The organism is Rahnella sp. R3(2024) (assembly GCF_042920125.1).
In the GTDB taxonomy this organism is placed as follows: domain Bacteria; phylum Pseudomonadota; class Gammaproteobacteria; order Enterobacterales; family Enterobacteriaceae; genus Rahnella; species Rahnella rivi.
The window spans coordinates 1,762,133-1,782,122 of the sequence record NZ_JBHGBU010000001.1; the positions used below are offsets into that span (position 1 = coordinate 1,762,133).

Annotated in this window: 15 protein-coding genes; 3 read left to right on the plus strand and 12 right to left on the minus strand. The window is 55.6% G+C overall.

The features are described 5' to 3' along the window. Positions 1-37 precede the first annotated feature (37 nt). Entirely contained in the window at positions 38-1,846 is a 1,809-nt protein-coding gene (gene kefB, locus ABSH60_RS08055) for a glutathione-regulated potassium-efflux system protein KefB (protein WP_217202931.1), read from the minus strand. After that, a complete protein-coding gene (gene kefG / locus ABSH60_RS08060; RefSeq protein WP_056775210.1) occupies positions 1,846-2,400 on the minus strand; it encodes a glutathione-regulated potassium-efflux system ancillary protein KefG in 555 nt (184 codons plus the stop codon). The genes kefB and kefG overlap by 1 nt, the downstream gene beginning before the upstream one ends. Before the next feature lie 129 nt (positions 2,401-2,529). Between kefG and ABSH60_RS08065 the strand changes: the two genes are divergently transcribed. Next, positions 2,530-4,449 (plus strand): ABC transporter ATP-binding protein, encoded by a 1,920-nt coding sequence (locus ABSH60_RS08065; RefSeq protein WP_217202932.1) that lies wholly within the window; start codon positions 2,530-2,532, stop codon positions 4,447-4,449. A 96-nt stretch (positions 4,450-4,545) separates the two neighbouring features. Here ABSH60_RS08065 and tauD read toward each other — a convergent pair whose 3' ends face one another. The 5 genes from tauD to ABSH60_RS08090 all read right to left on the minus strand — a co-directional run bounded on the left by tauD (position 4,546) and on the right by ABSH60_RS08090 (position 8,774). Further along, a complete protein-coding gene (gene tauD / locus ABSH60_RS08070) occupies positions 4,546-5,394 on the minus strand; it encodes a taurine dioxygenase (protein ID WP_056775219.1) in 849 nt (282 codons plus the stop codon). Beyond that, positions 5,391-6,224 carry a taurine ABC transporter permease TauC gene (tauC, locus tag ABSH60_RS08075; RefSeq protein WP_183849679.1) on the minus strand — a complete coding sequence of 278 codons (834 nt, stop codon included), beginning with the start codon at positions 6,222-6,224 and terminating at the stop codon, positions 5,391-5,393. The genes tauD and tauC overlap by 4 nt, the downstream gene beginning before the upstream one ends. Beyond that, positions 6,221-6,988 carry a taurine ABC transporter ATP-binding subunit gene (gene tauB / locus ABSH60_RS08080; RefSeq protein WP_390973452.1) on the minus strand — a complete coding sequence of 256 codons (768 nt, stop codon included), beginning with the start codon at positions 6,986-6,988 and terminating at the stop codon, positions 6,221-6,223. The genes tauC and tauB overlap by 4 nt, the downstream gene beginning before the upstream one ends. Before the next feature lie 10 nt (positions 6,989-6,998). Next, positions 6,999-8,009, minus strand: coding sequence for a taurine ABC transporter substrate-binding protein (gene tauA / locus ABSH60_RS08085; protein WP_183849681.1), 1,011 nt, complete (start codon positions 8,007-8,009; stop codon positions 6,999-7,001). Positions 8,010-8,171: 162 nt separating this feature from the next. After that, positions 8,172-8,774: a LysE family translocator gene (locus ABSH60_RS08090; protein ID WP_056775230.1), complete on the minus strand. Its 603-nt coding sequence runs from the start codon at positions 8,772-8,774 to the stop codon at positions 8,172-8,174. A 111-nt stretch (positions 8,775-8,885) separates the two neighbouring features. Between ABSH60_RS08090 and ABSH60_RS08095 the strand changes: the two genes are divergently transcribed. Beyond that, a complete protein-coding gene (locus ABSH60_RS08095) occupies positions 8,886-9,887 on the plus strand; it encodes a hydrolase (protein ID WP_056775233.1) in 1,002 nt (333 codons plus the stop codon). Further along, positions 9,884-10,129, plus strand: coding sequence for a YheU family protein (locus ABSH60_RS08100; RefSeq protein ID WP_056775236.1), 246 nt, complete (start codon positions 9,884-9,886; stop codon positions 10,127-10,129). Before ABSH60_RS08095 ends, ABSH60_RS08100 begins: the two co-directional genes overlap by 4 nt. 75 nt (positions 10,130-10,204) lie before the next feature. Here ABSH60_RS08100 and glgP read toward each other — a convergent pair whose 3' ends face one another. The 5 genes from glgP to glgB all read right to left on the minus strand — a co-directional run bounded on the left by glgP (position 10,205) and on the right by glgB (position 19,703). Continuing rightward, complete coding sequence (gene glgP, locus ABSH60_RS08105) at positions 10,205-12,652, minus strand: glycogen phosphorylase (protein ID WP_056775239.1); 2,448 nt, start codon at positions 12,650-12,652, stop codon at positions 10,205-10,207. Between the two features lie 39 nt (positions 12,653-12,691). Then, positions 12,692-14,128, minus strand: a complete 1,437-nt coding sequence (gene glgA / locus ABSH60_RS08110; RefSeq protein ID WP_056775242.1) for a glycogen synthase GlgA — start codon at positions 14,126-14,128, stop codon at positions 12,692-12,694. A gap of 72 nt (positions 14,129-14,200) precedes the next feature. Continuing rightward, positions 14,201-15,478, minus strand: a complete 1,278-nt coding sequence (glgC, locus tag ABSH60_RS08115) for a glucose-1-phosphate adenylyltransferase (protein WP_122097320.1) — start codon at positions 15,476-15,478, stop codon at positions 14,201-14,203. Between the two features lie 17 nt (positions 15,479-15,495). After that, positions 15,496-17,520: a glycogen debranching protein GlgX gene (glgX, locus tag ABSH60_RS08120; protein WP_390973456.1), complete on the minus strand. Its 2,025-nt coding sequence runs from the start codon at positions 17,518-17,520 to the stop codon at positions 15,496-15,498. Beyond that, entirely contained in the window at positions 17,520-19,703 is a 2,184-nt protein-coding gene (gene glgB / locus ABSH60_RS08125) for a 1,4-alpha-glucan branching enzyme (protein ID WP_390973458.1), read from the minus strand. Before glgB ends, glgX begins: the two co-directional genes overlap by 1 nt. Positions 19,704-19,990: the final 287 nt, after the last annotated feature.

A 19,990-nucleotide genomic window follows, 5' to 3' on the forward strand; every position in this document is an offset into this window, starting at 1 on the left:
TTCGCTCAAAAGGCGGCATTATTTTTAATCTGCCGGACTATTCATCATCGTCCCAGCCATCAAGCTGCCGGCGTTCGTTATGCATTTCGCTCTGAAAGATATCTTCCAGTTCGCGCCGCGCCTCTTTCACGCGGGAAATTTGCGCCACATCACCCCGGTTTTGTGGCACCAGCTCACGCAGCATACGCATATCGAGACGGCGAAAATGCTGCTGAGCACGATACGCGCTGTGCGGATGCATACCCAGCGTCACCAGCGCCTTCTTGCCCAGTTCCAGCGCACTGGAGAACGTCTCGCGGGAGAAGTTCGCTACGCCCGCCTGCAACAGCTCATGGGCTTCTACGCGGCCACGGGCGCGCGCCAGAATATTCAGATGAGGAAAGTGTTGCTGACACAAATGCACGATGGTCATTGTGTCTTCCGGCTCATCACAGGTAATGACGATCGATTTCGCTTTCTCCGCGCCGGATGCCCTCAGCAACTCAAGTTCGGTCGCATCGCCGTAATAGACTTTATACCCATAGGTGCGCATCAGCCCGACCGCACTGATATCACGCTCCAGTACGGTGATGCGCATCTTGTTCGCCATCAGCAAACGCCCGATCACCTGCCCGAAACGTCCGAATCCGACGATAATGACCTGCGGCTCATCATCCTGCACAAAGTGCTTTTCGTCGCTCTCTTCACCGTCGTTATAGCGACGCACCAGGATCCGGTCCACCCACTGCATCAGCAAAGGCGTAGTCATCATCGATAACGTCACCACCACCAGCAGCAATGAAAGCTGGGAAGAGGAAATGACTTTCTGCGCGCCGGCGGCCGAAAACAGCACGAAAGCAAACTCGCCTCCCTGGCTAAGCACAGCGGAGAATTGCAGCCGGACAGAAGTGCGTAACCCAAACACCCGGGAAAGCCCGTAGAGCACCGCACCTTTGACCGTCACCAGAATAATCACACCGGCCAGCACCAGCAGAATATGGGTGTACAGCACCCCCAGATTCAACGCCATGCCAACAGAAATAAAGAACAGCCCGAGCAGTAAACCCTTAAATGGCTCGATAGCGATTTCCAGTTCGTGCTGATATTCACTTTCTGCCAGTAAAATCCCGGCGATAAATGTCCCGAGCGCCATCGAAAAGCCCAGCGTATCCATAAACAACGCCGAACCCAGCACCACCAGCAACGCGGCGGCGGTAAACACCTCGCGCACGCCGGAGGCAACGATCAGCCGGAAGATGGGCCGCAGCAAATAGCGGCCGCCAATCAGCATGCCGCCAAACGCCAGCACTTTAATACCGATCATTTCCCAGTTATTGCTGCCCTCGGACCCTCCCGCCAGAATCGGGATCAGCGCCAGGGCCGGGATTACCGCGATGTCCTGAAACAGCAGCACGGCAAAACCCAGCTGGCCGCCTTCATTACGGGTCATGCCTTTATCGCGCATCAACTGCAACGCCATGGCCGTAGATGACATCGCCAGCCCGATACCGCCGATCACCGCCGCCTGCCAGGAGAACTTCGTCAGATAAAGCAGGCCGCCGAGCACCAGCGCAGTGAGGATCACCTGCCCGGCGCCGACGCCAAATATTTGCCGCCGCAATGCCCACAGCTTTCCGGGGTTCAGCTCCAGCCCGATGATAAACATCAGAAAGACCACGCCGAGTTCAGAGAAGTGCAGAATTTCGTCGACGTCGCGAATAAAGCCCAGCCCCCAAGGGCCGATGGCGATCCCGGCCAGCAAATAGCCGAGCACCGCGCCAATGCCTAAACGCTGCGCAACGGGAACGGCCACGACGGCGGCGAACAGAAACAGCAGGATCGCGGCGGGCAGATTTGAACCATCCATCAGGCGATCCCTCCCTGCGGCAGCGGAGATTTAAGCCATTCGCCGTAAGCTTCAGCATGGCTTTGCAGCACATCAGGTTTCTGACGACGCGCCCAGTAAATGATGACGGGCGTCATCCAGTGCATATGACACATCGCCGAGGTCAGCTCAAATGGCCGCATAATGTCGGACATCGGATAGCGGTTATACCCGCCCGCTTTATACGCCCCTTCGGGTTCGCCGGTGGTGACCACCGAACGCCAGTATTTTCCCCGCAGTTCATTGCCCCCTGCTCCGCTGGCAAAGCCTCTCGCCAGTACGCGATCCATCCATTCCTTCAGCAACGCCGGGCAGCTGTAGGTATAAAGAGGATGCTGGAAGACGATCACTTTATGCTCGCGCAGCAGTTGCTGTTCGCGGTGGATATCAATAAAGAAGTCGGGATAGTGGGCGTACAAATCGTGCACGGTGACATGTTCAAGTTGCTGCGCTTGTTGTAATAAAACGCGATTGGCGACCGAATCGGGTGATTCCGGGTGGGCGTACAGCAGCAAAACCTTTGGTGGCTGCGACATCAATACCTCCAAAGCGTCGTCAGGGTGCGGTTTTTCCGTTACCATGCTTCGCAAAGACAAAATGGGACGCGATACGTCTTGTTTAAATCATTTTCATGACAATTTAACATACTCTCAACACGGCGCTTTATGATTGTTTTCTCCTCCTTACAAATCCGACGCGGCACTAATGTGCTGCTGGACAACGCGTCTGCGACCATCAATCCTGGCCAAAAAGTCGGGCTGGTGGGCAAAAATGGCTGCGGTAAATCCACCCTTATTTCACTGCTAAAAGGTGAGATGAGCGCCGATGCAGGCAACCTGACATTTCCGTCCAGCTGGGCGCTGGCCTGGGTCAATCAGGAAACACCCGCTCTGGACGAGCCTGCGATAGAGTATGTTATCGACGGCGATCGCGAATTTCGTCAGTTAGAATCCGAATTACAGCAGGCCAATGAACGTGACGATGGCCATGCCATTGCCACGCTGCACGGCAAGCTGGATGCGATCAACGCCTGGACCATTCCGGCGCGCGCGGCCAGCCTGCTCAGCGGTTTAGGCTTTAGCCAGAATCAGCTTCAGCAGCCGGTCAAATCCTTCTCCGGTGGCTGGCGTATGCGCCTTAACCTGGCGCAGGCGCTGATTTGCCGCTCTGATTTACTGCTGCTCGACGAACCGACCAACCACCTGGATTTAGATGCGGTGATCTGGCTGGAAAAGTGGCTGAAAAGCTACACCGGCACGCTGGTGCTGATTTCCCATGACCGCGATTTCCTGGATCCGATTGTCGATAAAATTCTGCATATCGAGCAGCAAACGCTGAACGAATACACCGGCAACTACTCGTCTTTCGAACGTCAGCGTGCGACCAAACTGTCGCAACAGCAGGCATTGTTTGAAAGTCAGCAGGAAAAAGTGGCGCATCTGCAAAGTTATATCGATCGTTTCCGCGCCCAGGCGACCAAAGCCAAACAGGCGCAGAGCCGTATCAAAATGCTCGAACGCATGGAGCTGATTGCCCCGGCACACGTCGACAATCCTTTTCATTTTAGCTTCCGTTCGCCGGAAAGCTTACCCGATCCGTTGCTGCGGATGGAAAAAGTCAGCGCCGGTTATGGCGACACCACCATTCTGGATTCGATCAAGCTGAATCTGGTGCCGGGGTCGCGCATCGGCCTGCTGGGCCGTAACGGTGCCGGTAAATCCACGCTGATCAAACTGCTGGCGGGCACCATGGCACCGCTTCAGGGTGATATCGGGCTGTCTAAAGGCGTCAAACTCGGTTACTTCGCGCAGCATCAGCTCGAGTTCCTGCGCGCCGATGATTCGCCACTGCAACACCTGGTGCGCCTGGCAGCGAAAGAAACCGAGCAGCAACTGCGGGATTATCTCGGTGGTTTCGGCTTCCACGGCGACAAAGTGACGGATCCGACCGGGCGTTTCTCCGGTGGCGAAAAAGCCCGTCTGGTGCTGGCCCTGATCGTCTGGCAGCGTCCGAACCTGCTGCTGCTCGATGAACCGACCAACCACCTCGATCTGGATATGCGTCAGGCGCTGACCGAAGCGCTGATGGACTTTGAAGGCGCGATGGTGGTGGTGTCGCATGACCGTCACTTACTGCGTTCCACCACGGATGATTTGTATCTGGTTCACGGCGGTAAAGTCGAACAGTTCGACGGCGATCTGGAAGATTATCAGCAGTGGCTGGTGGATATTCAGCGTCAGGAAAATCAGCTGGATGCACCCTCGAAAGACGGTGGCGTAAACAGTGCGCAATCACGCAAAGACCAGAAGCGTCGCGAAGCCGATTTCCGCAACCAGACCCAGCCGCTGCGTAAGCAAATCACCAAACTCGAAACGCAGATGGAAAAACTGAGCACTGAACTGGCGGCGATTGAAGAACGTCTGGCCGATTCCGCGATGTACGACATCAGCCGTAAAGCCGATCTTACCGAATGTCTGCAACAACAGACCAAAGTGAAAGGCGCGCTGGAAGAAACCGAAATGACCTGGCTCGATGCCCAGGAACAGCTGGAAGAGTTATCAAAAGCCTTTGATGTAGAAGGCTGAGCTGACGGTTAAAAGCGGTCACACCGATAAAACGTGATTGTGCAGGAGCGACCAACGTGACGCAGCGATGCCGTCACCGCCCTGCACAACCTCGTATCACGCTTTGTAAAAAGGTTTATCGCCCAATATGGTCGCGCGATGCATGATCCGCCGCTGCGGCAAATAATCGGCATTCGCATAGTGCTGCGTCACGCGGTTATCCCATATCGCGATATCATTTTCCTGCCAGCGCCAGCGCACCTGAAATTCCGGTTTAGTGATATGGCTGAACAGGAACGTCAACACAGCCGCGCTCTCTTTTTCACTCAAGCCGATAATCCGCGTCGTAAAACCTTCATTGACGAACAACGCCTTTTTGCCGCTGACCGGGTGTGAACGGATCACCGGATGCAACAACGGCGGATTTTTCTCCTTGGCCTTCAGCCATTGTGCGTGTTCTTCCGCCGTTTTCCGGTACTTAAATTCCTGGAATGATTTGGTAAAGTCGTGCTCAGCCTGTAAGCCACTCAGCAACTGCCGGAATGGCTCAGACAGCGCCTCATAGGCCGCAATACCACTGGCCCACAGCGTATCTCCGCCTGAAGAAGGCAACCTTTTCGCGGCTAAAATCGCACCGGCTGGCGGTGTGTCGATGAAGGTCACGTCGGTATGCCAGTTGTCGTTGTCCGGCGGATTATCATCATGCGTATCCAGCACGATGATCTCTTCCACGTCCGGCGCGTGCGGATACACCGGGTGAATATGCAAATCACCGAAACGGGCGGCCAGCGCACGTTGCTCCAGCGGGGTAACCGGCTGATTACGCAAGAACAGCACCTGGTGCTTTAACAGCGCGTGATAAAGCTGCTCGAACTGCGCGTCTGACAGCGGTTTACTCAGCACGACATTCTCAACCTGCGCGCCGATATACGGACCTAAAGGCGTGATCACCAAACGTTCGTTCATTGTTGTTCTCCATGCCACGGGGTCAGCCTGCGTTGCAAAGCGCGCAACCCGAGTTCAAGACTAAAAGCGATCAGTGCGATGACACTGATACCGGCAATCACCACATCGGTCGCCAGAAACTCACCCGCCGACTGCACCATAAATCCGAGGCCACGCGTGGCGGCAATCAGTTCAGCCGCGACCAGCGTTGACCAGCCGACGCCCAGTCCGATGCGGATACCCGTCAGGATTTCCGGCAGCGCACTAGGCAAAATCACGTAACGTAAAACCTGAATTTTGCTGGCACCGAGTGCCTGAGCAGCGCGAACCCGCACCTGCGACACACTGCGCACACCGGCCAGCGCAGAGAGCGCCACCGGCGCAAAAATGGCCAGATAGATCAGCAGAATTTTCGAGGTTTCACCGATCCCAAACCAGATAACCATCAGCGGCAAATAAGCCAGCGGCGGCACCGGGCGATACAGTTCGATCAGCGGATCAAGAATGCCGCGTACGGTGTCATTGAGCCCCATGGCGATGCCGACCGGCACACCAATGATCACCGCGGCCAGCAGGGCGATAACGATGCGCGTCAGGCTCGCGGCCAGATGCTGCCACAGCGTGGCATCCATAAATCCCTGAGGACTGCCGATCACGTACAGCTGATGTAAAACCTGCTGCGGCGCGGGTAAAAACAGCGGGCTGATGAGGTGCAACGCCGTCACCGCCCACCAGACCAGCAGCAACACCAGCAGCGTGGCAATGCTCAGGCGCACATTGCGCGGCAGGCGAAATCGCCGCCGCGAAACGGTCACCGGTGAATCGGTTTTCAACGCGGAATCCAGGCTCATATCAGCACCTCGCGCTGCTGAAAGACTTTACTCAGCACGTATTCACGCTGAGCAATAAATTCAGGATCAGATTTGATTGCACGGCAGTTTTCACCCCCGGCATAGCGCTGGCCGAAGTTGAGTTTCAGGCGTTCAACCACCTGCCCCGGCCCCGGCGACAACAGCAACAACTCGCTGGCCAGGAAAACGGCTTCTTCGATGTCGTGGGTGATCAGCAGGATCTGTTTGCCCGTATCACGCCAGATGGTCAGCAGTAATTCCTGCATCTGTTCGCGGGTAAAAGCATCCAGCGCGCCGAAAGGCTCATCAAGCAAAAGCAGTTGCGGATCCGCCGCCAGTGCACGGGCGATACCCACCCGCTGGCGCATCCCGCCGGAAAGCTGCCAGATAAAATGCTTTTCGTAACCGCCCAGCCCCACCTTGCTTAACATGCGCTGCGCGATGTCCCGACGCTGAGTTTTCTTCACGCCAGCCAGTTCCAGACCAAATTCGACATTATTTTGAACGTCCCGCCACGGCAGCAAACCTTCGTGCTGAAATACCACGCCGCGGTCGGCACCCGGCCCGTTCACCGGCTTGCCGTCCAGCGTGATGCTCCCTGAAGAGGCAGACTGAAAACCGGCGATCAGATTGAGCAGCGTGGTTTTTCCGCAACCGGACGGCCCGAGCACCACCACCAGTTCGCCACTGGCAATCTGCAGTGAAATGTCTTTGAGTGCCGGTTTTCCCTGATATTCAGCCGATAAATGCGAGACATTTAACATAGGTTGCTCCTCAGGATTTCGGGCCGGACTGCACCGCTTTCACAAACTCGCTGGTCACATAGTCGCTGTAATCATCGTCAGTCTGCTGAATTTTGCCCTGCTCCTTGAGGAAGGCCGCCGTATCTTTAATCGCTTTGTTCACCGGCTCACCGAGCTGGGTAATTTGCTCGCTGACCGGCAGATAGCGGTTACCTTTCACCAGACCCGGGATCTGCTCATCCGGCACGCCGCTCAGACGCGATAAGGTGTCGAGATTCTTTTTATCCTGTAACCATTTTTCAGGTTGCTGCAAATAGTCGCCCTGCGCTTTCAGTGCGCTGCGGGCAAAAGCGGTCACCACGTCAGGATGTGCTTTGGCGAAATCTTTACGCACGACCCACACGTCCAGCGTGGGGGCGCCCCATTGACCCACTTGTGCCGAATCAGTCAGCACTTTGCCGGTTTTCTCAAGCTCGTTCACCGCCGGCGCCCAGACATAAGCCCCGTCAATGTCGCCCCGCGCCCACGCCGCCGCGATGGCCGGTGGCTGTAAATTCACAATAGTGACCTGCTTCGGATCGATACCCCAATGCTTCAGCGCGGCCAGCAGGCTGTAGTGAGTGGTGGAAATAAACGGCACGGCGATGCGTTTACCGATCAGATCTTTCGGACCGTTAATGCTTTTCTTCACCACCAGCGCCTCGGAACTGCCGAGTTCAGACGCCAGCAAAAACACTTCGATCGGCAACTTCTGGCTCGCGGCAACGGCCAGCGGGCTGGATCCAATATTGCCGATCTGCACGTCACCGGAGGCCAGCGCGCGCAGCACGCTCGATCCGCTGTCGAATTTGCGCCAGTCCACCTTGGCACCGGATTCTTTGGCAAACGTATTTTCTGCCTGAGCGACCTTAGCCGGTTCCGCTGACGTCTGATAAGCCACGGTGACATCCGTCGCCTGCGCGCAGAACGCCGCCATACTCAGAGCGAGGGCCAGGCCACTTTTTTTCAATGCAGAGAGGGGAAACGTATTGAGATCGGTCATGGGGGTCAGCTCCGCGCAGGGCGTCATTGTGTGTGTTTGTCAGTTGTAGCGGAGGTGTAAAAATAGATAAAGTAATTAGAAATTATCTTTAATGCTTTTATGGAATATAAAACACCAACAAAAAGGCCTCGTTGCGGAGGCCCTGGAAAAAGCAGGAAAAAATCAGTGCCAGATTAACAGCACGCAGGCAGCGGTCAGGATACCCATCGCAATATTAAAGGTGTACCAGGCGCGACGACTGCGCAGCAGGCGACCAATCACCGTACCGAAACCCAGCCAGATCACCCCTGAAACCAGATTCACCAAAAACATTCCGAGGCTGATACCGGCAATTGAGTGATTGTAAGCCGCGCCCGCCAGACTGAAACTCGCTACCGCTCCCAGCCCCATCAGCCACGCTTTAGGGTTGAGGAATTGCAATAACCAGCCCTGATATAAGCGGATCGGCTTTGGCGGCGGTGCGCCGGTTTCCAGTTTTTCATAGGCGGAAGTGGCAATCTTCCACGCCAGCCACAGCAAATACAGGCTACCGGCGATCTTCAGGAACAGATGTAACGCGGGATATACCGTGATCAATCCGCCGACGCCAAATGCCACCAGCAGCAAAATACTTTGCATACCGAGCATAATGCCGACCATCAGCCAGAGTGAGCGGAAGAACCCGAAGTTAGCGCCAGAGGTGGTTAACAACATATTATTCGGCCCCGGCGTGATGGCCGCGACCCATAAAAAACCGAGCATGGATAAAAATAAACTAAGTTCCATTTAATGGGTGCTCCTCACCCGGTGTCGTGCGATTCAGTTGTGCGATAAGATTGAAGCTATCAGTGTGATATTGATCGCACAAGAGCCTGTTGAGAGAAAATTATTCATCTTATGTATGAATCCTTTCGCCCTTTGCGCGGGGCCAGTAATCCGCATATCCAGACGCTGTTACCACGGCTGGTCAGGCGGCACGCAAAACTTAAACCCTGCTGGCAAAGACTGGACACGCCCGACGGCGATTTTCTGGATCTGGCCTGGAGTGAAGATCCACAACTGGCGCGCCACAAACCGCGTATGGTGCTGTTTCACGGGCTGGAAGGCAGCTTCTACAGCCCGTATGCGCACGGCTTATTACAGGCGTGGAAAGACCGGGGCTGGCTGGGTGTGGTGATGCATTTTCGCGGATGCAGCGGCGAGCCGAATAAACTTCAGCGAATTTATCATTCGGGTGAAACCGAAGACGCGCGCTTTTTCATTCACTGGCTAAATGAAACTTACGGTGAAATGCCCACCGGCGCCGTCGGCGTTTCTCTTGGCGGCAATATGCTGGCCTGTTATCTCGGTCAGGAAGGCGAAAACTGCACCCTCAGCGCCGCCGTGGTGGTGTCGGCGCCGCTGATGCTTGAGCCTTGCGCGTACCGGCTGGAGCGCGGTTCATCGCGGATTTATCAGCGCTATTTGCTCGGTCAGCTTAAAGGGAATGCGTCACGCAAACTGGCAAAATACCCCGGAACGCTGCCGGTCACCCTGACACAGCTGAAATCGATGCGACGGCTGCGCGAATTCGATGACGCGATCACGTCGAAAGCCCACGGTTTTGCCGATGCGCTGGATTATTACCGCCGGTGCAGCGGCCTGCCGTTACTGTTACAGGTACGCACGCCGCTGCTGATCATCCATGCTAAGGACGATCCGTTCATGACGCCGGAGGTGATCCCTAAAGCAGAGGATTTACCGGCCTGCGTGGAGTATCAGCTGACCGAACACGGCGGGCATGTCGGGTTTGTTTCCGGCAGTCTGCGCAATCCGCAGATGTGGCTGGAGCAGCGCATTCCCGCGTGGATCGCCCCCTATTTAGAGAAAGAAGAACCAACAAAGGATGTAACGTTGTGATTATTCCCTGGCAAGAACTGGACGCAGAAATCCTCACCAGCGTGGTGGAATCTTTTGTCTTGCGCGAAGGTACCGACTACGGCGAACAGGAACGCTCTCTCGAGCAAAAAGTGGATGACGTGAAACGTCAGCTGAAAAGCGGCGAAATTGTGCTGGTATGGTCCGAACTGCACGAAACGCTCAACATCATGCCGCGCGGCCAGTTTCGCGCCGGGCAGGAAGAAACACCGCAGGACTGGTGAGTAAAAAAACGTTCGCGTCACTGTTATTGTTAACCCCGGCCACTGACCGGGGCTAACCGTTAAATCAACGCCCCTCTACAATTTCACCGGTTTAATGTTCCAGATCTCATCCGCATACTCCTGAATGGTACGGTCTGACGAGAAATAGCCCATATTGGCGATGTTGTGCAGCGTGCGGCGCGTCCACTCTTCCGGCAGTTTATACAGTTCATCGACTTTATCCTGCATATCGACATAACTGCGGTAATCCGCCAGTACCTGATAATGGTCGCCGAGATTTACCAGCGTATCGAACAGGTTGGTGTAGCGCTTTGGCTCGCCAGGACTGAACACGCCGGTGGCGATTTGCGTCAGCACCTGATGCAACTCCGCGTCCTGCTCAAAATACGTGTGCGGGTTATAACCCTGACGGCGTAACGTCTCGACCTGCTCGGTGGTGTTGCCGAAGATAAAGATATTCTCCTCGCCGACGTGTTCGAGCATTTCGACGTTTGCGCCGTCCAGCGTGCCGATGGTCAGCGCGCCGTTGAGAGCAAATTTCATATTACTGGTACCGGAAGCTTCGGTGCCTGCCAGCGAGATCTGCTCGGAGAGATCGGCTGCCGGAATGATCATCTGCGCCAGACTGACGCTGTAGTTAGGGATGAAGACGATCTTCAGCTTGTTACCGATTCGCGGATCGTTATTGATCACCGCCGCCACGTCGTTGATCAGCCGGATGATCTGTTTCGCCGCATAATAGGCCGAGGCCGCTTTACCGGCAAAAATCACCGTACGCGGCACCCATTCGGCGTCCGGCTCTTCCAGAATGCGGTTATAACGGGTGATGACGTGCAGCACGTTCATCAGCTGGCGTTTGTACTCATGAATACGTTTGATCTGCACATCGAACAGACTTTTTGGATCCACCACGATATTCAGTTTTTGCGCGATATACAGCGCGAGCCGTTTTTTGTTATCCAGCTTGGCCTTACGGATGGCCTGCAAGAAACTCAGGTAATCCAGATTCTGTTTCAGCTCAGAAAGCTGACTCAGGTCGGAGCGCCAGGTGTGGCCTATCGCATCATCAATCACCGCCGACAGCGGTTTATTGGCCAGCGCCAGCCAGCGACGCGGCGTCACTCCGTTGGTTTTATTACAGAAACGGTCAGGATAGATATGCGCGAAATCCGCGAACAGCGACTGCACCATCAGATCGGAGTGCAGCGCCGAGACGCCGTTGACTTTATGACTCGCGATGACCGCCAGCCACGCCATGCGCACCTTGCGGCCATTGCCTTCATCAATAATAGAAACGCGTGACAGCAGGCCGTCGTCGCCCGGTATTTGTGCCGCGACTTCTTTGAGGAAGTGATCGTTAATCTGGAAAATGATTTCCAGATGGCGCGGCAGGATCTTACCGATCATATCCACCGACCAGGTTTCCAGCGCTTCGGTCATCAGCGTGTGGTTGGTGTAGGAGAACACGCGGGAAACGGTGTCCCACGCTACCAGCCATTCAAATTTATGTTCGTCGATCAGTAACCGCATCAGCTCAGGGATAGACAGCACCGGGTGCGTGTCGTTGAGGTGAATGGCAATTTTATCGGCCAGATTATCGTAAGTATGGTGGGTGGTGTAGTGGCGGTTGAGGATATCCTGCACCGTCGCCGACACCAGGAAATACTCCTGACGCAAACGCAGTTCACGGCCCGAATAGGTGGAATCATCCGGATAAAGCACGCGCGATACGTTCTCGGAATGGTTTTTATCTTCCACCGCCGCGAAATAGTCGCCCTGATTAAATTTACCCAGATTGATCTCGTTACTGGCCTGCGCGCCCCACAGCCGCAGCGTGTTGGTGGCGTCAGTGTCGTAACCGGGAATGACCTGATCGTAGGCGCAGGCGATGACCTCTTCGGTTTCCAGCCAGCGGGTTTTCACCCCTTCATGCTGAACGCGGCCACCGAAACGTACTTTATAACGGGTGTTGTAACGCTGAAACTCCCACGGATTCCCGTACTCCAGCCAGTAATCCGGTGACTCTTTTTGCTCGCCGTTAACGATGTTCTGCGCAAACATGCCGTATTCGTAACGAATGCCATATCCGCGCCCCGGCAGCGCCAGCGTCGCCAGCGAATCCAGGAAACAGGCTGCCAGACGCCCCAGGCCGCCGTTGCCTAATCCGGGGTCATTCTCTTCGCCGATCAGTTCTTCAAGATCAAAGCCCATTTCATCAAGCGCGCTTTTAAGATCGTCGTAAATACCCATCGCCAGCAGCGCATTGGAGAGCGTCCGTCCAATCAAAAACTCCATCGACAGGTAATACACCTGCCGGACATCCTGTGAGGTTTGCGCCCGGTTAGAGCGCAACCAGCGTTCAACCATACGGTCACGCACCGCAAATAAGGTGGCGTTCAGCCAGTCATGCTGCGTCGCGATAGACGGGTCTTTGCCAATAATAAACATCAGCTTATAGGCGATAGAATGCTTTAGCGCTTCGACACTGACTGTCGGTGAGTTGTAATTAAACGGTGAAGTCATAACGTTACATTCCCGATCAAGTTAGCTACGTTCAGGGGTTCAGGACAGAAGACGGTGATACAGCGTGAGATATTCCTGCGCTGCAACCTTCCAGCCAAAATCAATACCCATGGCGTGTTGTTGTACGTGTCGCCAATGTTTAGGACGGCTCCACAAAACAAATGCCCGGCGGATCGCACTTGCCAGCGATTTCCCCGTGGCTTCTTCGAACACAAAACCGCTGGCCGTTCCGTCAGCCAGATTTTCCAATGCACAATCCACCACGGTATCCGCTAACCCGCCGGTACGACGCACCAGCGGCAGGGTGCCGTATTTCAAACCATATAATTGCGTCAGACCGCAAGGCTCGAAGCGACTCGGCACCATAATGACATCCGCCCCGCCGATAATGCGGTGGGAAAAGGCTTCGTGGTAACCGAGCTGCACACCGACCTGCCCCGGATTGTCAGCGGCGGCGGCCAGAAATGCCTGTTGCAGCACCGCATCACCCGCTCCCAGCAGCGCCAGCTGACCGCCACGCTCGAGTAAATCCGGCAACGCTTCCAGCACCAGATCCAGCCCTTTCTGGCTGGTCAGGCGGCTGACGACAGCAAACACCAGCCGCGAGTCGTCAACGTCCAGCCCCATCGCCCGTTGCAAATAGGCTTTGTTAATGGCTTTGGAACGTAAATCATCGGCGTCATAACGCGCAGACAGCAGCACGTCATCACGTGGCTGCCAGATCGCTTCATCAACACCGTTAAGAATACCGGTCAGCCGCCCTTCCATTTCCCTCAGCTGCAACAAAGATTCCATGCCGTAACCGAATTCCGGACGGGTGATTTCTTTGGCGTAGGTCGGGCTGACGGTGGTCACGTGATCGGAGAAATACAAACCGGCTTTCAGATAGGAAATCTGGCCGTAGAACTCCAGTCCATGCATCTGGAAAAATTCACGCGGGATGTATAACTCATCCACGTGGTGCGCGCCAAACAGCCCCTGGAACGCCAGATTATGCACGGTAAAGACCGTTTTCACCGGCGCATGGCGGGCGCGGATATACGCCGACGCCAGACCGGCGTGCCAGTCATGGGAATGCACAATATTTGGCTGCCAGTGGTGATCAAATCCCAACGCCAGTTCGCACGCCATCCAGCTTAACAATGCAAAGCGCAGATGATTATCGGCGTAAGCAAAGGAAGACTGATCGTGATACGGGCTGCCGGGACGATCGTACAAACCTGGCACATCAATCAGATAAATACCGACGCCGTCAAAATAACCCAGCGAAAGGGTGACGTACCCGGCAAAAGTATCCAGCGTACCGATTACCCGTGTTTCTCCGAGGCCTTTTTTGACATCGGGGAACGCCGGAATGAGCACGCGGACATCCGCTCCCTCAGCAATCTGCGCGGCAGGCAGTGCACCGGCGACGTCTGCAAGGCCACCCGTTTTTAACAGGGGGAACAGCTCGGAACAAACATGTAAAACCTGCATTCGCGCTCCTGATTATCCCGGTCATCCCGGCGATAACCGGGATGACGAAAAGTCATGCTTTCTAAGGTCTGTTTATAGTTTCGCCAACATTGCGCGCGTCACCAGCACAACGCCGCCTTCGGAACGGTAAAAGCGGCGGCTGTCTTCGTCGGCGTTTTCACCAATGACCATGCCTTCGGGGATCTGACAGGCGCGGTCAATCACACATTTGCGCAGACGGCATGAACGACCCACATTCACATCCGGCAAAATAATCGTTGAATCAATATTGCAGAAAGAATTGATCCTCACACGCGGGAACAGCACTGAATGCACCACCACCGAGCCCGACACAATGCACCCCCCGGCCACCAGCGAGTTCATGGTCATGCCGTGACTGCCCGAGCGATCCTGCACAAATTTTGCCGGCGGCAGCGGTTCCATGTGGGTGCGGATCGGCCAGTCGCGATCGTACATATCCAGTTCCGGCGTCACCGACGCCAGATCCAGATTAGCGCGCCAGTAAGCGTCGAGCGTGCCGACATCGCGCCAGTACGGAGGCAACTCTTCGTTCTGCGTAACGCACGACAGGCTGAACGGGTGCGCACGCGCCACCCCCTGAGCCGTCAGTTTCGGGATCAGATCTTTGCCGAAGTCATGGGTGGAACTTTCATCCGCCATATCTTCTTCGAGGATCCGAAACAGATAGTCCGCATTAAAAATGTAGATGCCCATGCTCGCCAGCGCCATATCAGGGTGCCCCGGCATCGGCGGTGGGTTTTGCGGTTTCTCGACAAAGCTTTTGATCTGATAGTCTTCGCTGACGTCCATCACACCGAATTCACTGCCCTCGGCAATCGGCACCGCAAGGCAGGCGACGGTACATTCACCGCCCTTCTGCACGTGGTCGATCAGCATGCGCGAGTAGTCCATCTTGTAGATATGATCGCCCGCCAGGATCACCACAAACTCGGCGTTATAGCGGCGGATAATATCCAGGTTCTGATAGACAGCATCGGCGGTGCCCTTGTACCAGTGTTCCGTGCTGTGACGCTGTTGCGCCGGAAGCAAATCCACAAACTCATTCATTTCTTCGTTAAGAAATGACCAGCCGCGCTGAATGTGCTGCACCAGCGTATGCGACTGATATTGCGTGATCACGCCGATACGCCGGATGCCCGAGTTGAGACAATTCGACAGAGCGAAATCGATGATGCGAAATTTACCGCCGAAGTGAACGGCGGGCTTTGCCCTGGTGGCCGTCAAATCTTTCAGTCGTGAACCACGTCCCCCGGCAAGAATCAACGCCACGGATTTCAGCGGCAGTTGTCGCGCCAGCATGACCGGGTCCCGGTTATCTAATGTCGCCATATCTGACTCCTTCGTTTTTATTGTGACCGGCTCTGTGGAGTGAAATCTTGTAGGACACAGAGGGTTTTCGCTGCTGCCCGCCATTGCGAGCCTTCCATGACGCGTCGGGGATCCTCATCAAAAAGCACGCTGTTGAACGGTGCCACCGGCTGCCAGTTTCCCGGCGGCAGTTGCAGATCCACGTCGTGCAGGGAAGCATTCACGATTAACAGCCAGCGGCGGGAAAGAAGGATTTGCAGCCATTGCTGCGGCCCCTGCTCCCAGTCACCGGGGGTCATCGGCTGCCCCTGTTGATTCAGCCATTGCACGTCGTCGCCGTCCTCCTGCCACCGGCTGTTTTGCGTCAGTGCCGGGATTTTCCGGCGCAGCGCAATCAGCGCGCAGACGTAGGCGGTCAGGCTTTCATCGGCATTTTCCCAGTCGAGCCAGGTCAGCGCGTTGTCCTGACAGTAGGCGTTGTTGTTGCCCGACTGGCTGTTGCCGTGCTCGTCACCGGCCAGCAACATCGGCGTGCCTTGTGACAAAAAAAGCGACGCCAGCAGCGCACGCTGGCTGAGACGGCGCTGCCGTACTACTTCAGCAGACGCCTCCAGCCCTTCCTCGCCGTGGTTTTGGCTGAAGTTCTCGTTATGGCCGTCGCGGTTTTCTTCACCGTTGGCCTGGTTGTGTTTCTGGTTAAAACTGACGACATCGCGCAACGTGAAACCGTCGTGCGCCGTCAGCATGTTGATGCTGGCGTAGGGTTCACGCTGCGCCGGGTCGAATTTGTCTGCTGACGCCGCCACGCGACCGGCAAACTGACCGATCGAGACATCGCCATGCAGCCAGAACTGACGCATTTCATCGCGCCAGACGTCATTCCATTCCGCAAAGGGTGCCGGGAACTGTCCGAGCTGATAACCGCCGGTACCGATGTCCCAGGGTTCGGCGATAAGCTTGACCTGCGAAAGTACCGCATCCTGTTTAATGGCGTTGAACAGCGGCGAATGCGCGGTGAACGCCGGCGTACGTCCGAGCAGCGTCGCCAGGTCAAACCGGAAACCATCAACGTGACATTCGCGCACCCAGTAGTGCAGGCAGTCGAGCGTCCAGGCGATCACTTCGTCGTCCACCAGCCGCAGCGAGTTGCCGCAGCCGGTCATGTTGTTGTCAGAGCCGTCTTCGTTCAGCCAGTACCAGCTGGCATTGTCGATGCCGCGAAACGAGATAAACGGCCCGTCAATATCAAGCTCAGCACTGTGGTTGAACACCACATCGAGGATCACTTCGATCCCCGCCTTATGCAGTGCTTTCACCGCCGACTTAAACTCACTCAGCGCCGAGACGCCGCCCAGACCGCTGGCATAACGCGGGTCTACGGCGCACGGCGCGAGCACGTTGTAACCCCAGTAATTGGTCAGCCCAAGACGTTGCAGGCGGGGTTCATCGGCGTGATGCTGTACCGGCAAAAGCTCAATGGCCGTCACCCCGAGATGTTGCAGATATTCGAGCATGACCGGATGCGCCAGCCCGGCATAGGTGCCGCGCAGTGCCGCCGGAATGCGCGGGTGCTGACGCGTCAGGCCGCGCACATGGGCTTCGTAAATCACCGTATCGCCCCACGGCGTGGCGGGCGGTTTATCCTCTTCCCAGTCAAAGTTTCCGGCAACGACAACGGATTTTGGCGCCACAACGGCGCTGTCGCGGTCGTCCGGAGCATCAATACCGCCGGTGAACCGTGCGTTGTCGAGCAGCACGCCGTCAATGGCCCGTGCGCTGGGGTCGATCAGCACTTTTTTCGGGTTAAAACGATGGCCGTGTAGCGGATCAAAGGGCCCGTAAATCCGGTAACCGTAGCGCTGCCCGGCTTTCGCACCCGGCAAAAAGCCGTGCCAGAGATTGCCGGTGCGCGAAGTCAGCCGCAGATGCTGCTCGCTGCCCGTCTCATCAAACAGACATAACTCCACTTTTTCCGCATGCGCGGAGAACAGGCAAAAATTGACGCCGTTATCTCTGAGATGCGCACCAAAGGGCGCGGGCTGACCGGGCTCGAGCTGCTTCATTACGGCTCCCTTCGCAAATAAATCGTCGCCAGCGGCGGGATGGTGACGCTCAAAGAATGTTCGCGCTGATGCTGACTGATGTTTTCACTGTGAACATCGCCGGCATTGCCGACGTTGCTGCCGTGGTAGAAATGCGAATCGGTATTCAGTATTTCGCGGTACACGCCCGGACGGCTGATGCCAATGCGGTAGTCATAGCGCGGCACCGGCGTGAAGTTGCTGATGACAATCACCTCACCGGCGTTTTCATCGCGGCGGGCAAACGCAAAGATCGAGTTCTCGTGATCGTCAACCACCAGCCATTCAAAACCACGCGGATTGAAATCCAGCTCGTACAGCGGCGCATTGGCCTTGTAAGTCAGGTTCAGATCCCGCACCAGATGCTGTACGCCGCGGTGCCAGCCGTCAGGATTGTCCAGCAGATGCCAGTCGAGACTGGCGTTAAAGTTCCATTCGCGCCCCTGGGCAAATTCGCAGCCCATAAACAGCAGCTTTTTGCCGGGATGCGCCCACATAAAGCCGTAATAGGCGCGCAGGTTGGCAAATTTCTGCCACGCGTCGCCGGGCATTTTGTCGATCAGGGATTTTTTACCGTGGACAACTTCATCGTGCGACAGCGGCAGAATAAAATTCTCGCTGTAGGCGTAAAGCACGCCGAACGTCATGAGATTGTGGTGATATTTGCGGTGAACCGGATCGAGCTGCATGTACTTCAGAGAGTCGTTCATCCAGCCCATGTTCCATTTGTAATGGAACCCCAGCCCGTTGGCATCCGGCGGCATAGTGACACCCGGATAATCCGTGGATTCTTCTGCCAGCGTCACGGCACCGCCCAGTTCGCGGCCAATGGTCTGGTTGGTGTATTTCAGGAAGGCAATGGCTTCAAGATTCTCGCGCCCGCCGTAATGATTGGGGATCCATTCACCGGCTTTGCGGCTGTAATCGCGGTAGATCATGGAAGCCACGGCATCGACGCGCAGACCATCAATACCAAAACGCTCGATCCAGTAAAAACCATTTCCCGCCAGGTAGTTACGCACTTCATGGCGGCCATAGTTATAAATCAGCGTATTCCAGTCCTGATGATAGCCTTCACGCGGATCGGCGTATTCATACAGCGCGGTGCCGTCAAATTCCGCCAGACCATGGGAATCACTCGGGAAATGCCCCGGCACCCAGTCAAGAATGACGTTCAGCCCGGCGTTGTGGGCCGCCTCGACCAGCGCTTTGAACTCCATCGGCGTGCCGAAACGGCGGGTGGGCGCATACATGCCGAGCGGCTGATAGCCCCAGCTGCCGTCGAACGGATGTTCGTTAACCGGCATCAGTTCGATATGCGTAAAACCCATCCATTTGGCGTAGGACACCAATTGTTCCGCCAGCTCGCCGTAGCTCAGCCAGAAGTTATCGTCAGTGTGACGACGCCAGGATCCCAGATGCACTTCGTACACTGAGACTGGCTGATTCAGCGCATTGGCTTTCTTTCTGCTTTCCGAAAACGGCACGACGTCCGGCAGTTTACGCACGCACGAAGCGGTGTCCGGGCGCATCTGCGCCTCAAAAGCATAAGGGTCAGCGCGCAGGGTAACGTGCCCGCGACAGTCGATAATTTCGAATTTATACAGCTGGCCTTCGTGGACGGTCGGGATAAACAATTCCCAGATGCCGTTTTCGCGGCGCTGACGCATCGGATGACGGCGGCCATCCCAGAAATTGAATTCACCCACCACCGAAATACGCTGGGCGTTGGGTGCCCAGACGGCAAAACTGACGCCCGCAACGTTATCGAGCGTTTGCGGATGTGCGCCGAGCTTTTCGTAAGGACGCAGGTGCTTGCCTTCGGACAGCAGCCAGATATCCAGCTCCTGCAACAGCGTGCCAAACCGGTAAGGGTCGTCAATCACCTGGGTGTTTTCGCCCCAGCGTACTTCCAGCTGATAGCGGAAAGCATTTTTACGGCGTGGCATCAGCCCGACAAAAAAACCGCGATCGTCGGTACGGCGCAGTTCAACAACTTTTTTACCTTTATCTGCATCAATCACCCAAACCTGATCGGCATCCGGAAGCAGCGCACGCACTTCCAGTCCGGCGGCCACGGTGTGCATTCCCAGCAGAGAAAAAGGATCAGCGTAGTGACCCGATATAATTTGATTAATGACGTGCTGATCGGGAAGTACAGACATGAATTTCGTCCTATGATTAATTAAATCAATAAATCCAATAAAATCATTCAGGTGCCAAATACGAAACGTAACCCCAGTTTGCTCCCCTTTTTATCGTGGCTTTGTGATCTCATCTGGTTTCAGTTTTGCCAAATAGTGCGCGATAACGCGTTTGCTCACACTTTCTAAATAAGTGTCTGTTTCAGCTTCTCAAAGAGGCAGAGCTCTTCTACTAAGCATAGACAAAGGTTGAATAAATCAGTGGGAAGAAACCGAGGAATTTTGCTCAAAATGAAATACAGAGAGAT